Annotated in this window: 14 protein-coding genes and 1 pseudogene; 5 read left to right on the forward strand and 10 right to left on the reverse strand. The window is 34.4% G+C overall.

From position 1 onward, the window contains the following. Positions 1-90 precede the first annotated feature (90 nt). From ACQKN2_RS11160 to ACQKN2_RS11170, 3 genes and pseudogenes are all read right to left on the reverse strand, one after another. Positions 91-774 (reverse strand): VOC family protein, encoded by a 684-nt coding sequence (locus ACQKN2_RS11160; RefSeq protein ID WP_427415029.1) that lies wholly within the window; start codon positions 772-774, stop codon positions 91-93. Between the two features lie 152 nt (positions 775-926). Continuing rightward, a complete protein-coding gene (locus ACQKN2_RS11165; RefSeq protein ID WP_427415030.1) occupies positions 927-1,154 on the reverse strand; it encodes a hypothetical protein in 228 nt (75 codons plus the stop codon). Positions 1,155-1,419: 265 nt separating this feature from the next. Beyond that, positions 1,420-2,170 (reverse strand): annotated as a pseudogene (locus ACQKN2_RS11170) (YoaP domain-containing protein). 465 nt (positions 2,171-2,635) lie between these two features. Here ACQKN2_RS11170 and ACQKN2_RS11175 point away from each other — a divergent pair. The 3 genes from ACQKN2_RS11175 (at position 2,636) to ACQKN2_RS11185 (ending at position 4,590) form a co-directional block, all read left to right on the forward strand. After that, a complete protein-coding gene (locus ACQKN2_RS11175) occupies positions 2,636-3,505 on the forward strand; it encodes a cation diffusion facilitator family transporter (protein ID WP_427415031.1) in 870 nt (289 codons plus the stop codon). 98 nt (positions 3,506-3,603) lie between these two features. Then, positions 3,604-4,146: a GNAT family N-acetyltransferase gene (locus tag ACQKN2_RS11180; protein ID WP_427415032.1), complete on the forward strand. Its 543-nt coding sequence runs from the start codon at positions 3,604-3,606 to the stop codon at positions 4,144-4,146. Between the two features lie 18 nt (positions 4,147-4,164). Further along, on the forward strand, positions 4,165-4,590 hold the full coding sequence (locus tag ACQKN2_RS11185; RefSeq protein WP_427415033.1) for a GNAT family N-acetyltransferase: 426 nt from the start codon (positions 4,165-4,167) through the stop codon (positions 4,588-4,590). A gap of 132 nt (positions 4,591-4,722) precedes the next feature. Here ACQKN2_RS11185 and ACQKN2_RS11190 read toward each other — a convergent pair whose 3' ends face one another. After that, positions 4,723-5,220, reverse strand: coding sequence for a GNAT family N-acetyltransferase (locus tag ACQKN2_RS11190; RefSeq protein WP_427415034.1), 498 nt, complete (start codon positions 5,218-5,220; stop codon positions 4,723-4,725). A gap of 306 nt (positions 5,221-5,526) precedes the next feature. Between ACQKN2_RS11190 and ACQKN2_RS11195 the strand changes: the two genes are divergently transcribed. Next, positions 5,527-6,051 carry a SpoIIIAH-like family protein gene (locus ACQKN2_RS11195; RefSeq protein WP_427415035.1) on the forward strand — a complete coding sequence of 175 codons (525 nt, stop codon included), beginning with the start codon at positions 5,527-5,529 and terminating at the stop codon, positions 6,049-6,051. Between the two features lie 266 nt (positions 6,052-6,317). On the opposite strand, the gene ACQKN2_RS11200 is transcribed toward ACQKN2_RS11195, so the two are convergent. From ACQKN2_RS11200 to ACQKN2_RS11220, 5 genes are all read right to left on the reverse strand, one after another. After that, positions 6,318-7,151 (reverse strand): class I SAM-dependent methyltransferase, encoded by an 834-nt coding sequence (locus tag ACQKN2_RS11200; protein WP_427415036.1) that lies wholly within the window; start codon positions 7,149-7,151, stop codon positions 6,318-6,320. Between the two features lie 608 nt (positions 7,152-7,759). Next, entirely contained in the window at positions 7,760-9,139 is a 1,380-nt protein-coding gene (locus ACQKN2_RS11205; protein WP_427415037.1) for an aspartate aminotransferase family protein, read from the reverse strand. Between the two features lie 48 nt (positions 9,140-9,187). Continuing rightward, positions 9,188-10,492, reverse strand: a complete 1,305-nt coding sequence (locus tag ACQKN2_RS11210; protein WP_427415038.1) for an APC family permease — start codon at positions 10,490-10,492, stop codon at positions 9,188-9,190. Positions 10,493-11,001: 509 nt separating this feature from the next. Continuing rightward, positions 11,002-11,820, reverse strand: coding sequence for a helix-turn-helix domain-containing protein (locus ACQKN2_RS11215; RefSeq protein ID WP_427415039.1), 819 nt, complete (start codon positions 11,818-11,820; stop codon positions 11,002-11,004). 169 nt (positions 11,821-11,989) lie between these two features. After that, positions 11,990-13,066 (reverse strand): RNA-guided endonuclease TnpB family protein, encoded by a 1,077-nt coding sequence (locus ACQKN2_RS11220; protein ID WP_427415068.1) that lies wholly within the window; start codon positions 13,064-13,066, stop codon positions 11,990-11,992. A 587-nt stretch (positions 13,067-13,653) separates the two neighbouring features. On the opposite strand from ACQKN2_RS11220, the gene ACQKN2_RS11225 reads away from it, so the two are divergent. Continuing rightward, positions 13,654-13,809, forward strand: a complete 156-nt coding sequence (locus tag ACQKN2_RS11225; protein WP_427415040.1) for an AMP-binding enzyme — start codon at positions 13,654-13,656, stop codon at positions 13,807-13,809. Positions 13,810-13,917: 108 nt separating this feature from the next. Here ACQKN2_RS11225 and ACQKN2_RS11230 read toward each other — a convergent pair whose 3' ends face one another. After that, on the reverse strand, positions 13,918-15,411 hold the full coding sequence (locus ACQKN2_RS11230) for an aldehyde dehydrogenase family protein (protein WP_427415041.1): 1,494 nt from the start codon (positions 15,409-15,411) through the stop codon (positions 13,918-13,920). Between the last annotated feature and the right edge of the window lie 166 nt (positions 15,412-15,577).

Consider the following 15,577-nt stretch of genomic DNA (forward strand, 5'->3'; position numbering starts at 1 on the left):
ATATTAAATATTCCCCTAATCACTTTTCGAATAAATATACTTTTTTATTCAATGACAATTTTAAGGAGATTTAATGGTCTGATAGTGTTTTTAAAGCTGTGAAATGGTGAAATCACCGTCTTCGGTCATGCATAGTTGCAAGTTTTTATTGATTTCTATCTTAATAGGACTAACAATTGCTTTTTTATTAGAAAAATACCAAACACGTTCACTTGGTCCTAAAAGTAAATTTGCTCCATCTTCATAATTCCCCATAAACGTGAGAGCATTTGAGCGAATTTCGTTATGATTCATTGGCGTTATACCGTATTCTTTTAAACTATCGGCTACTGAATAAATAGCATCCGTCGTTAAATTCATTTCGGCAATATTTAGTACATGCTCGGGTGAAAAAGACTCTACATCCTGTTTTGGATTTACATCCTGTCTTGAAATGAGCTCAATAATATTTCCTTCTGGATCATAAAAATAACAAGAATGAGCCTTTAATGTATCAAAATATACTTCATCCTGTCCCTCTGAAAATAATAATTCTGCATATTCTTTTACCCAGCTTTTCGCTTGTTTAAATAAATTACATGGAATATTTAACGCAAAGTGATATTGTTTTTTAACCATATACGGTATTTTTTCAAAAGTGATAATACTTTCACCAACAGCTATATCAAAAAAATTATCCGTATTCTTTATTAATGTAAATCCTAAATGATTGCAGTAAAATTCCTTCATTTTATGTACATCATACACATATAGTTTCACCATTGTAATCTTCATTCGTAAAACATCTCCTTTGCAATTGTTAACATTTACTATACTTACTAAAATAAATACATACCTCATGCAAAAGAATGAAAATCTTTATAGTTGGATACGATCTCCCCTACTATTTGGTTCTGACTACTCCCACAGCTAAAGCAGTGGGGTTCTTATATACTTAAGAGAAGCGTTACAGAGCTCTCCACAGATGGTGTTGCCATGTCCTGTGTACAACATCTTTGATTTAAATGATTAACCTCAACTGTTTTAGTAGCCATACACTCATGAATAATACTGAGATCTTTATTCTTCACTAAATGCCAGTCATCACATTGATCTCCCCATCTATAATGTTCTGCATACTGTTTGCTAATTTTCAAAGCTGATGTCCACCTCAATTCTTAATTCCCATGGATATTTGTCTGATAATTCTATAAAATGTAAATAAGGGGGATAAATTTTAAAAATCCTACGCAATAAGGAGTGAGAACGTTGAATATCAAAAAACAATTGTTAGGCACTGTTCTCGGCTATATGCTTGCAATCGTAATTGCATACATTTTTTACGATTATTTTTCTTGGTCGTTTACTCTAGGTTCTTTTATAGGTATTTGTTTATTTGCTCTAATTTTAAAGTTCATAAAAGGGGGATAATTTCCCTACTCATAACGGATTTAATAATTTTTCGAACTTGTTTGCACTCATAATTTCATGTGAAATAAACTGACCATTGTAAAATAGCCCAAAGGTTGTCCATATGATAGGTGCATTCTGTGCTTCATCTTTCGTCATTAGTTGATATGCATGAAAAGGAATGCCCCTTTTCTCTGCTTTATTTTTCAAATCATTTATAACACCTACTGCAAACGGACATTGGGCAGTGAAATATATCACAATACCACTGTTATTAGATAACGGATTTTTCTCCTGTAGTTTAAAGGAAGGATCCTCGGCACAATCGTTAAATTTATAGACGACTAGCTGAAAATAAGGTGCTGCTTGATTTACAACTTTAAACCCCAACTGTTCAAAATAACGCTTATCACTACTTAGAAATGGAAACTTTCCCCCTACTATATGTACGTTACCATCCATACCTTGCGCCAGTGCATCTTCCTTACACTTTTCAAACAGTTATCGCATGATTCTGATTTTTATACTTACCTGAAACCCATAGGCAATTAATATACATATAATTTGGTGCATCTATAGGAACCCAAGCTTGTTTTGCAGGTAAATATTCAATAAACACCTTTGCCCGATCATTTAAACGATAAAAAACTAACCCCTCATCCATACGGTTCATTAGCCATTCTTTCTTTTCCTTTACCGCTTGTTCGTATTGCTTCGCCCCAAGTGCACAACATAAATGCTCCTGTTCAATATTGCTCCTAGTAATTTGAATATAATTCACTTTACGATCCGACTCTTTACCGACCAAATTTGAAACCACTATTTTATTGATATACGTTTACAAATGCATCTCAAACTTTGTGTGATGACCCTATTTTATTGTATCGAAGGCAGAAAATGGATAACAATTCCTTTTCTTTTTCCTATTGTCTAGATTTTACAGCAAATGTGAACAATAGAAAACGGTGACAGATATCAAATCCTAGATATTCTTTAGGCTACACATACTATAATTTTATTCTTCTCCCGCTTAATTAGCATAATATCTTAATCCAAAGACCATAGCTAATACCTCAATGTATTTTTTGTTGTGTAAATCTTTTATTAACCATGGTTAAGTATTTTTCCTTTATACAACTTTCTTTCACACTTATTATTTAATAGGAATTAGGAAAAAACGTTGCTATAGACCCACTCAAAGTTTACTTGGTATCATAAGTCTAAATTTATCAGGAGGTGATTTAAGGTGAATTCATCAAAAATTGCATTTTTATCAGTTATTAGTAATTCTACTGTTGTTCTTTTAAAAATTATCGTTGGATTGTTCACTGGATCGGTAGCAATTTTATCTGAAGCAATCCATTCTTTTCTAGACTTACTCGCTTCTTTAATTGCCTTTTTCTCCGTACGAATCTCCGGTAAACCAGCTGATAAAGAGCATCCCTACGGACACGGGAAGGTTGAAAATATTTCTGGAACGATTGAAACACTGTTAATTTTTGTTGCTGGGATTTGGATTATTTATGAATGTATTCTTAAAATTATTACTCCCACACCAATCAAACTCCCCGTTCTAGGAATACTGGTTATGTTATTTGGCGCCTTGATTAATTTTGTTGTATCAAGGATTGTTTATAGAACTGCAAAGAATACCAACTCTGTTGCCATGAAATCAAATGCACTCCACCTACTTACAGATGTCTATACATCATTAGGCGTTGCCCTAAGTTTATTGATTGTGCATTTAACTGGTTGGTATATATTAGACCCAATTATCGGTATTCTATTAGCCTGTTATATTATGGTGGAAGCTTTCAAACTCATGAAGGAGGCATTTCCTCCATTATTGGATGCACGTTTATCAAAAGAAGAGGAAGAACAAATTATCCAAATTATTGAATCATTTAAAGATGAATACATCGAGTATCATGATTTTCGAACTAGACGTTCCGGCGCTGAAGAATATATAGATTTCCATTTAGTCGTAGCATCCAATAAAAGCATTGAAACCGTTCATGATTTATGTGATCGTATTGAAGAAAAGATAAATAACCTCTTTCATCAAGCCAATATTCTTATTCACTTAGAACCAGAGAATGAAAAAATGAATGAATGATTTGCAAAATGACCAGGTCTTTACTTTTTAAGTACCTGGTTATTTGTCTAATGCTATATATACTTATCTTTTTTATTTTATAATTAGGAGGATGCTATTTGGAGAAAATTAACATAAGACGTCCCCAACCAACAGATACTAAAGAGTTGCATGAGTTTTTTCTCCTAGTGATTACCGATACTTTTGAAAAAGAAGGTCTTGCAGGGCTACATGATGATCAAAAAGAAGAATGGGAACTAAAAAAACATTATTTACAATGGGATTTGGATAGTCAAGGAGAGAAACGATTTTTCTGGATAGCAGTTGATGAAGAAACTAAGAATATTATTGGTACAATCGAATACGGAGTAGCGAATGAATTGATTCAAAAAACGATAAAGGACGATCTAATAGAATTTCCTGAGATTGGGACGGTTTTTATTCACCCTCACTATCAAAATCGTGGATTAGGATCGATGTTACTTCAAAAAATAATCACCACGCTAGAGAGTAAAAATATGCGAGGTTTTTGTTTAGATAGTGGCTACAAACAGGCTCAAACTTTTTGGCAGAAAAAATTGGGGAAGCCAAACTTCTTACTAGAACATTATTGGAGTGAAAATAGCCATCATATGATTTGGAAGCGAAATTTCCCATTATAAAAGAGGAGGAAAAAATTTATGCAATACAACATCTCACAAGAGCAAAATGATCGTAAAAAATCTTTAATTAATAATAAGCTTTACGAATACAATTTGAAACATTTCCCAAAAGATTTAAGAGGCAGATATCAAGAAATCAACCTCTTCCTTACAGATGAAAATGGTCAAACCTGTGGTGGTATATTAGGAGAAATTTGTTGGAATTGGTTAGAGATCCATACACTTATGATCGATGAGGAAATTCGTGGTTCAGGCTATGGATCTAAATTATTAGAAGAAATCGAACAAATAGCTTTACATAACAACTGTGATTTCATAAAAGTGGATACTTTAAGTTTTCAAGCTTTAGATTTTTATCAAAATCACGGTTATCAAGTCTATGGTACATTGGACAATGTTGGACGGGATTATAAGCACTACTATTTAAAAAAGGATCTTTCATAAAATTCCCTTAACAAAAAATAGATAGGAACTTCCTATCTAACTAAATAATATATTTTCCTTAATTCAATAATCCTCTATATAAAGTATAAAAAAGTTGTAGTTGTAATCACTTAGTTACAATTGCAACTTATTCTATTGCAAGGAATATATATCATGAATTTTATTAAAAATAAACGACTCCTTTTCCTTCATAAAACCATTTTTTTCAGCCACACGAATGGAAGGTCCATTTTTGGGATCAATAATACTTATTAGTTTTTCTTGTCCTAACTGTGAAAATCCATATTCCACGCAACCTTTAGCTGCTTCAGTAGCATATCCTTTAGACCAATATTTTTTATGAATATGGTAACCCACTTCAACTTCAGTTTTTCCATCAACTATTTGTTTAACGAGGCCACAATCTCCAATTAATTCTTTCGATTCTTTTAAACAGACAGCCCATAAACCATAACCATCTTCTCGATATCTTTGTTTATTTTTCTCAATCCAATTTTTAGTTTGTTCTAAATTAAATGGTGACGGATAATATTTCATTGTTTCAGCATCTGAGAAAATTGTGTAAAGGACAGAAATATCCTCATCATTAAATTCTCGTAATTCTAACCTTTCTGTTTCTATAATTATCAAAATTGTTCCCTCCTTAAATGTGTAAATCGTTTTTCCTTATTCTCAGTTTATAACAATCTATTCCGGACTTGCTAGAGTTTGAGGACGTAATTTATTTTTAAGTTTTATGTAAGAATTAAGTTTCTTAGGAATATATATAAGGCAAGTAAGACCATGCTCTATTAACTCTCTTTCAAGTGAGGGCTCATTAATTACGCATTTCTTGCCATTAACATAATAAACGATACTGCTCCATAAATTTCTCATTAAACAGACATTGAAAAAATGCTTAGTATTTCACTAAATTTATTGATGGAGGGACAGTGAATGCACCTACAAAGTAAATCGTCTTGGTTACTTGCATTATTAACCATAGTAGCGGTTATTTCAGTCTATTCTTTGATGGATTCACCAAAACAATCAAAAGAGGAGATTACATTCAGAGAAGATGCAGATCAAAAAGAAAATTTACAGAATGTAACAAAGGAAGTATCCTCACCAAGCCCTTTATTTGAAGAAACGCGCCTACAAGTTAGTAACGAGAGAAACCAGCTGCGCCAAAAGTTAACACAACAAATTACATCAGATCAGTATTTTGCTGAAGAAAAAAATAAGGCGTCTATTGAAATTGATACTCTCAATAAAGAAGAATCTACAGAAACCATACTTGAGATGCAAATCAAGGTACTAGGTTATCCTGATGCTTTAGTACGAATCGAAGGAGAAGAAGTTTCTGTAACAGTGATGGCAAAGGAACTATCAAAATATCAAGCAAATGAAATTATCTACCTGGTAAAAAAAGAATACGAGGATGCAAATGTGCAAGTTAAATTCGGCGCAAATAATTATTAAAGAATAAAGAAAAAGGGTTTTCAATATAAAAACTTACAGAAGATCGTTTACGTCAAGCAGAACTATTTTTGATAGCATGCACCCCATCGCCATCAACCTAAAGTACCCCCCAAACGAAAATTTTGTGTTTTTCATAGCACCGAAGTTTATTTTTATCGTTTTGAGGACAATCTGTTCCATTAGGTTGATAGGCATATGGCGGTACCCCTAATTAAGCTTTTTTCATTGCTCCATTATAATGAGCAATGAAAAAGAAAAAAATCAATTTACCCTTGCTTTTCTAACAATAAGGCGATAGTTTCACTTCCTCCAGTTCCAGTTTTACCAGAAACATCATCATAAATTTCTTTTACAGTAAACCCTACAGCGGTTACCTCTTTGATGAAGAATTCCTTTGTGAAGAATTGATACCAAATGTTGTAAGTTTCTATTTTATCATCAGTTACCACTGTTGTTTGCTCTAATGTTACTCTATCAGGATATTTAAGATTTCTACCGATAGCTACATAGCAATCCTTTGACCAGAAACCACCATTTTCATTAGTACTCCAATATTGTTCTTCTTTGAACTGATCAAATTTATTTTGAGAGAAAACATCTAATAACAACTTTCCACCATTCTTCAAACTGTTCCAAATGTTGAAAAGTAATTTCCTGCGATCTTCAGGTGCAAGAGCACCATAATCACAATATATTAATAGGGCCAAGTCATAGATATTTGAATCATTTAATTCCAAATAATTCTCAAAGCGATATTCAATATCATAATCTAGTTTTTTTGCTTGTTCTTTTGCATAACGAATTGAGTTTTCAGAGAAGTCTATCCCTGTTACCGTATAACCTTTTTTGGCTAATCGCTCACTATAAAGGCCTGGACCACAACCTAAGTCTAGTACTTTTTGATAAGATTTTTTGGGAGCTATTTGTTGAATAAAATCAATAGATTTATCAATAAACGGAAAACTCCTACTAGCTCCTTCAATATCAGAGTTTAAATGAGCTTCTAATAACTGTTTGGCAATATAAGGATCCTGCCAAAAAATATTATCAGTCTGTTCAAATCGTGAAGGTACCTGTAATTGGTTTAATAAATTATTCATAAAAACTTCCTCCTAAAAATTTTAAAACACAAAAAACCGCAGAGCTTTACTCTGCGGTTAAAAAAGAGAATCAGTCCGTAGAGTAAAAAATCAAATGGGCATACCAAATAAACACATTAAAATGCTTATTTCAGTTTGCTTCAAATTGATTTTTTTACTCTTTTCCAGTCATAACAAAGTTCGCGAAAATCAAACTTCTGCTATGCCGAACTTCTTCACCTATCCTTTTAGTATTTTTGTAAATATAACAGACAATAAACTACGAGGTCAACTACTAAATTTAAACCATTTTTAAGATTATGACCCTATAATGGAATAAGGAATGATTATTTGTTCCCCTTCGATAGCTTTCTATATCTTATCGCCTTGCATACGTTATATATACGTGGTTACTTCTTAAATAGGGGCTAAAGAATATCAAAAATATAATTAAAAATTATGCTACTAGAGAAAAAAGATGAACTTAATCCTCTGTAAAAAATTTAGACCGTATGATGAATAAACGCAAAAAGACCAGGTGCTCACATTTTATGAGCGCCTGGTCAACAGTCGTTTATTAGATTAAGTACTTTACTATCAATCGTCTTAATAGATTTTGCTAGCGTGAATTAAATTTGTTTTTCGAACCTTTTAAAAGCGTCAGACATTCTGTTAATAATCTCGTCAACCTGTTGGCTTGTAATAATAAGCGGTGGAGCAAGAGCAACCGTATTTGTTCCCTTCCAATCGAAGTAACGCAATTGCAGCCCTAAGTCCATGCATATATCTGTATACAGAGCTGCGGCATGTACCGACGGATCAAATGAGATGCCTTTTTCAGGATCTTTAACTAGCTCAATACCGGCAAGTAGACCAAGACCTCTTACATTCGTTATATGTTTATGATTGCTTTCGAGATACTTAAGTCCTTTTAATAATTCTTCACCGCGAAGTCTACTATTCTCAACAATTTGATCTCTTTCTAATATCTCAAGTGTCTTCAAGCCAACCGCGCAAGCCATTGGATGTCCACTATATGTGAATCCATGGAACATCATTTCATCCGATTGAATAAATGCTTCTCTTACATGCTCTCTCATAATTACGGCACCCAGGTGTGCGTAGCCACTTGAGATTCCTTTTGCCACACATAGAAGGTCCGGAACAATGTTCCAATTATCAACACCGAAGGTCTTTCCGGTTCTTCCAAACCCACAAATCACCTCATCTGCAATAAGCAAAATGTTGTGTTCGTCGCAAAGTTTGCGAACAGCTTGAAGGTATCCGTCAGGAGGGAACCTTACCCCGCCTGCTCCTTGGATTGGCTCCAGAATGACAGCGGCTATGGTGTCGGATCCTTCTGATTCAATTATCCCACGAATAGAACGGGAGTAATTTGGATCACTTTTGTCTCCAAGTTCTGCATTCAAAGCATGCGCTGCAGCTGTAAGGAAGTTCGGAGCATTGGAAGTCGTAAATTTGTTGAATCCTTCGATTCCGGTAGCACTTGTGGCTCCTACTGTAACCCCATGGAATGATTGTTCAAGAGAAATTATTTTAGTTTTCTCTGGCTGACCTTTTACTTTCCAATAAAAACGGGCTAGTTTAAATGCAGTATCATTAGATTCCGAGCCTCCCGATGTGAAGAAGCAAACATTCAAATCCCCAGGTGCTAATGAGGCCACTTTCTGTGCTAAAAGGATAGCGGGCTCATTGGATTGTCCGCTGAATGAAGAGCTGTAAGAAAGTTTTAACATCTGCTGTTTTGCTACCTCAGCAAGCTCTTCATTCCCATAGCCAAGGTTAACATTCCAAAGCATCGAAACCCCATCAATACGCTCTTTCCCCTCTATGTCTTTCAGATAAATTCCTTTTCCTTCTGTAAAGATTGTTGAAGGCCCTGATAAATAATGAGCTCTTGGTGGTGTGGTTGGATGCAAATAATGTTTTTTATCAAGTTCTGATAATTCCAATTTGCTCAGGGTATTTCGCTTTGTAACGGATTGCATATTTATTCCTCCTTTAATGTCTGAGTAGGTAAAAGATTGTTATTTTAGTTAACTAATATTCTGCCCTTCTATATCTGTTAAGAGTTTCTTAGATTCTTTTGAATACATGGATCGAATCGCGAAATAACAAACACCAACTCCCATCCAGGTAAATCCAACTATTTTTCCGACTGTTGAAAGCCCCCACAATATATAAAGACAAACTAACATCCCAATTAATGGAACTATCAAATATTTAACGATATTTTTTTGCTTATTTTTTAAATAGTAATGATTAATTACACAAATATTCACGAAAGCAAATCCTAATAATCCACCAAATGCAACTAAGTCGGATACAATTTGCAAATCCAAAGATACTGCACCAATAACTCCGATGATTGACATTAATAAAATATTATTCATCGGTGTTTTATACTTTGGATGGATATAGCTAAAAAATTTTTGAGGGATGACATTGTCACGTCCCATCCCCAAGAGCAGACGACTTGAAGCTGATTGACTTGCTAAAGCGCTTGCAATTCCAGATGCGATAATCGTAAATGTAATAAAAGTCTGGAGAAACCCGCCCCCTATAGTCTCTAAAACGTTGAAGAAGGCTGTGTCGGGATTATCAATAGTTAAATAGTTTCCTACAAGAATCACTGCTAAATAAGTGACGGAAACATAAAATACCGTTTGAATGACACAAGTAAACATAATGGCCAAACCAATTTTATTCCCCTCTACGTTCGTCTCTTCAGCCAAGGTTGTAATAGCATCAAAACCTAGGTAAGCGACAATAACAATAGCTGCCCCGCCAATAACTGCTCCTATTGAAAATGAATCACCATCATAAATTGCCTTATAGTTTATTAAAGATAAATCACCCGTTATAATAAAGTGACTTGCGCTAAAAACGAAGGCAATCACCGCGATAATCATGAAGAGCACTAAAACTGAATTCAACTTAGTTGCAATATCAATTCCAATTATATTTACAATCGTGATTGGGATTGCGAAAATGAGAACCCAAGCCCAAACCGGAATGCTTGGTACAAGGGCGTTTGCAAAACTTGCACTGATCAAAAAAGTTAGCATGGGTATCAACAGATAATCAAGGAGCATTCCCCATCCAGCTATAAATCCTATTTTAGGGTGTAGCGCTTTATGGGCGTAGGTATAGGTTGAGCCCGCAACTGGGTAAGCTTCAACCATTTTACCGAAACTGTATGCCGTAAATAACATTGCAACAAAACCAAGAACATATGAGAGGACAGAATGGCCCTGAGATACCAATGTGATAATTCCAAACATTGACATCGCTGCAACTGGTGCCATAAAGCCAAGACCAAAAATAACTAAATCTCGCATCTTTAAACTTCTTTTTAGACTTTGCCCATCTGATAAAATTTGAATGTTCTCTACTGATTTTTGTGTCTCTATAATCCCTACCCCCATTGGTGTTATTATAATTTTGTTATTTATACAAAGCGTTACCCTCCATATTCACAACTTTTTCATTCAAGTCAACCCAGGCATGTTTTGTCTAACTGTACATTTCCGGTTCTGAGGTTAATAGACTCAAACTTTCTGCCTGGCATAGCCTCAACCCAATTACCATTAATAAACAGTTGGTATTTCGTCATTCATCTGACTCCCCTCTTTTGTTTTGTTGATTGCCCATTTTTCCTTTGAACTGTAGTAGGAACAATAAGCATTCTTTATATTAATTACAGATTATCAGATTAAGATAATTTGATATTGTAAAAATCGGAACATTCTAAATTTTCACCTAAAAATTCTTCCAATATGCGCATGCCAGTCGCACGTAAAAAAGCAATTACTTAAATAAGTAATTGCTTTAGCTAAACAAACGTTATTTAGCTAGTTTTCAGGCAACTTTTTTGCCCAGTTAATTGAAAAGGTGTCACGCATCCAAAATTCCGAAACTCATGGATCAAATGGGCTTGGTCATAATAACCATTCTCATAAATAACATCATTTAACGTAGAGTGAGTTGTCCTCAGAAGCATATTTAGTGATGATTGAAATCTTACGATTTGGCTAAATAATTTTGGGGAAATTCCAATATGGTCTTCAAATTGTTTTCTTAAATATCTAGTTGAATATCCTACTTCATCTGCAAGTTGAGTTATAGTAATATTACCTCTTGTCGCGTATATATTATATAATGCTTGTTTTATTAGTTTTGTTGATCTATCAGTCTCAAAAATTTGACTTTCCAATACTTCATTGAATATATTGACTCTCTCCATAAAACTTTCGTCGGCTACTACCCTTTCTAAAATATTTGTATTTACAGGAAACATTTCATTTAAGCAAATTTCTTTATCTGTAAGGTCTTTTATACCGAATTTTATTTTCTTAATATCTAGGCATGGCAGAAAACGAATACCAAAGTATGTACTGTTCGGGAGAAGGTTAATCACTCTACTTTTAGTAACGCTTCCACAAATATTACCGTAATGCTGATCACAATTAATGAGAATATCGATACACCCATCCGGGATAACAGAAATTTGACTACTTACCCCTCCCATTTTAAATTGGTAAAACAGAATAGATGGTTGATTTGGTTTAATTCTAACTTTTTGTTCAGTATAGTAATCTGTCAGAAATTCAAAGTCAGGCTGAGAAGGCAAGTAACTCATTATTTTCGAATTTAAAGGACTAATCAACTTTATACCCCCTTTGAGATTCCCACGACTAAAGTCGCAAGCCCTACACCTTACGGTATGACGGGTGGGATTCTTGAATGACTAAGCGTTCGCAGTTCATTTCTGTTTTGAAACAACCTTCAAGATTAGGGTATCTCATTACCCCTTCTAAGACAGTGCATATAGCATCTTAGGCTGATTGACTTTTACCATCAATCACAGGTGCATAGCGAATATTCATTGCACCGACTAAATCACGATGTTTTTCGAATCCACATTTACACTTATATTTTCTATCTTGTGCCTTATTCTTTTCGGAACATTTCGGGCATGTTTGACTTGTGTATACAGGATTCACAAATTCAACTTTAATACCCACTAGTTTCGCTTTGTACTCAATGAATTGAGAAAGACGATAGAATGACCAGTTGTGCAGATTCTTTTCGTTTTTACGGCTTGTTCTTGCCGTCTGCCTGATATTCGTTAGTTGTTCTAAGCGAATGACAGAAACCTTATTTTCTTTAGCAAAATTAACAACCGCACGACTAACCTTGTGGTCTTGGTCTTTCATGTATCGTTGTTCTTTATCATCAAGATTGCGAATAGCATTTAATTTCTTTAATTTGCCTAACTTCTTACGTTTGGATTTATACTTACGTCTGACAGATTTGTTTTGTCTACCCTTTCCAAAGAAACGGACGCTTCCATCTTCTGTCACTGCAACAGCAGGGACTTTCAAACCCAAATCTACCCCCATTATCTTTGTGCCTGTTTTTTCACTTGTAGGAATGGTGACAGATATTTGTGCAATCCATTTATTCGCTTTTTTCGTGATACGAAGAGTACCTAATTTGTGTTTCAACAAATCAAAATTGCGGTTATCTTTATCGACCAACAAAGCACGAATAGGTGTTTTAGTTGCCTTGCCATCAATCATGATAGGCATTGAAATGTGCGTGATATCAAAAGAATAGTTTTGGTTATTCCAAATACACACTGGCTTCTTTACTACAGGAACAACCTTGTATTTATTTTTCTTCACTTTCTTAAACACACTTTTAGCGTCTTTAATCGCTTGGTTTTTAACAGCACTTGGCAGGTCGGCAGAAATATCCTTGCTTGATTTCTTTGTACTTTTCTTTTCTGTAACCATTTCAGAAACAAGGGTATTGATTGTATAAACATACGATTGACTCATATTTTGCAAAATAGAAGCTTGTTCTTTTGTTGGAAGTAGTTTGACTTTAACAGTTATTGTTTGCGAGATTGTTCTTCACCTACATCTCTAATTAATCTACCTTTTTTATCATCTATACTCTTCTATAGTTGCTTCTCTAATTATTGACCATGTATCGGGGACAAAAAACGAAATGATAGTTAATTAATATACGGTTGTGTTTATTCGTCTATATTCGTTCATATACACAATGTATTAATTTTTTTTCAAACTGCAACATACATACAAAAAAGGACGGAATTTCCGGACACTTGAAGCACCACAAACCTTTCGATTTTTAGTAGCACTCCGTATCCGACCTCACTCTCATCCCGCACCTGAAGGAGTGGGCTTTCCCGTTCGGAAAATCTGTAAATCAACTCAACTAACATGCTATCTAAAAAATTCAAAAATGAACCAAAGTACATTTCTGAATTAGTAGAGCTTTCATATTCCACGTCACTACGAACGTTCGTAAAATAAGTGTAATTAAAAAAGGAAAAATAATCAATACAACTTTTTTGAAAATTAAGACAATTAATCATCTTCCCTTATTGTTACTGACTTTTCATTTGATAAAGATGGTTGTAAATCGGAAGTGTCATTGCAGTTCCTTTCAATCATGGGCGAAGAAATAAATGCCTTTTATTCGAAATCCAATAGATCATATTGATGAAGAAGAATTAAGAAACTATTGTAAATTACATTTGACTCCATATAAAATTCCTAATTTCGTTGAAAAAGTAGACGAGTTATCAAAAACGAATAGCGGGAAAATTTTCAAACAGCAATAAGAGCGCTTTCCCTCTCATAATTACTATCGGTATCTAAGTTAAAAGCCTGTATACCTTGTTAACTCAAGGTTACAGGCTTTTTTAACAACTGTGAATTTCGCTCCAATCCTAAAACGGATAATCTAATTTACTCGTTTGTACAGATACCCATTTCGCAACAGTAAACTCATCTACAATCCATTCATATCCAAAACGCCCAATTCCACTTTGTTTCACTCCACCAAATGGTACATTTCCTTCTAGCACTGCAGGCATATCATTTATATGTGTTGTACCAGATTCGATCTCAAGGGCTAATCTTTCCCCTCTTTCTAAGTCACTAGTCATAATGGCAGAGGATAATCCATATTCCGTGTCATTAGCAAAACGAATGGCCTCCTCATCACTTTCAGCCGGAATAATTTGTGCAACAGGACCGAAAATTTCACAAGATGCAAGACTTGAATCATTCGGTACATCAACAAATACAAATGGAGAAATAACATTCCCTGTACGGTCACCTTCTACGACAACTTTTAATCCACTTTCCTTTGCTTTATTAACTAAATCCATGATTTTATCAGCTTGTTTTTCATTTATAACAGGTCCAATAATTGTGTTAGGGTCCTTGGGGTCTCCTACTGTTAATCCCTTTACTTTTTCTACGTATCTAGCAACAAATTCATCATAAATATCTTTATTAACAATAATTCGGTTTGTAATCGCACAGATTTGGCCACTATGCAAAAATTTCCCGAAGATGGCGACTTTCACTGCTTGTTCAACGTCGGCATCGCTTAAAACTACTAAAGGATTATTGCCTCCAAGTTCTAATGCCATTTGTTTTAATGTTCCGCCTGTTACCTTATTAATATGTTTTCCTACTGCAGTTGATCCTGTAAAACTGATAAACGAAGAATTCGTATTTAACAGGAATTCATCTCCTGCTTCTTGAAGATCAGTTAAAATTGAATTAAACACTCCAGCAGGAAGTCCTGCTTCTTCGAAAGCCTTTGCAAAAACTTGTCCACCAACTATTCCGACTTGGAGATCTGGTTTATGAACAACACTGTTCCCGAGAGCAATGGCAGGGAAAATTGTTCTTGTTGCCATGTTAAATGGGAAGTTAAAAGGTGTGATGGACGTAATAACACCTAAAGGTAATCGATATACACGACTAACCTTTCCTGGTGTACTAGATGCATAATTTTTGGGTGAGTATATTTCATCAACCATATTAATAGAATCTTTTATGTCACTAACCCCAAAGCCAAACTCAACATGAGCTTTAAGTAGTGTTCCACCTGTTTCTCGTGTAATTAATTCCAAAATATGCTCTTTATTTTTCTCTAAATAGTCTAATGCTTTCGTTAAAACCTCTCTTCTTTGTTCTGGAGTAGATTTAGCCCATTCCTTTTGTGCTGCTTTTGCTTTGTGATAAGCGTCTTTTATTTGCTCTACATTCGCTAATTCTACAGATGTAATAGTTGACTGATCATATGGATCCTTTATTGAATAAGTTCTGTTACTACCACCCTCTACCCATTGACCTCCAATATAACTTTTGTTTATTTTACTTGCCCATTCAATACAGTTCATATCTAAAGCCTGATTCTTTGTCATTTAAAGTCCCCTTCCTGAAATGAAAATCTAACCTTAACGCGATGTAACCTAAATTGTAAGCGGTATCAAATATTTTTTATTGTAAAAAGCGGAACTACTCTTACAAACAGATTCAACCATGTTGTCTTGATATAAAGGCTCATAACCTCTGAAAAATGGAGGTTAT

It is taken from the genome of Lysinibacillus sp. NPDC093688, assembly GCF_050280145.1.
Classification (GTDB): domain Bacteria; phylum Bacillota; class Bacilli; order Bacillales_A; family Planococcaceae; genus Lysinibacillus; species Lysinibacillus xylanilyticus_B.

Bases quoted from the DNA above. Each gene is read 5' to 3' on its own strand.
- ACQKN2_RS11160 (WP_427415029.1), bottom strand. From the start codon at position 774: ATGAAGATTACAATGGTGAAACTATATGTGTATGATGTACATAAAATG.
- ACQKN2_RS11185 (WP_427415033.1), top strand. From the start codon at position 4,165: ATGCAATACAACATCTCACAAGAGCAAAATGATCGTAAAAAATCTTTA.
- ACQKN2_RS11195 (WP_427415035.1), top strand. From the start codon at position 5,527: ATGCACCTACAAAGTAAATCGTCTTGGTTACTTGCATTATTAACCATA.
- ACQKN2_RS11200 (WP_427415036.1), bottom strand. From the start codon at position 7,151: ATGAATAATTTATTAAACCAATTACAGGTACCTTCACGATTTGAACAG.
- ACQKN2_RS11205 (WP_427415037.1), bottom strand. From the start codon at position 9,139: ATGCAATCCGTTACAAAGCGAAATACCCTGAGCAAATTGGAATTATCA.
- ACQKN2_RS11210 (WP_427415038.1), bottom strand. From the start codon at position 10,492: ATGCGAGATTTAGTTATTTTTGGTCTTGGCTTTATGGCACCAGTTGCA.
- ACQKN2_RS11225 (WP_427415040.1), top strand. From the start codon at position 13,654: ATGCCTTTTATTCGAAATCCAATAGATCATATTGATGAAGAAGAATTA.
- ACQKN2_RS11230 (WP_427415041.1), bottom strand. From the start codon at position 15,411: ATGACAAAGAATCAGGCTTTAGATATGAACTGTATTGAATGGGCAAGT.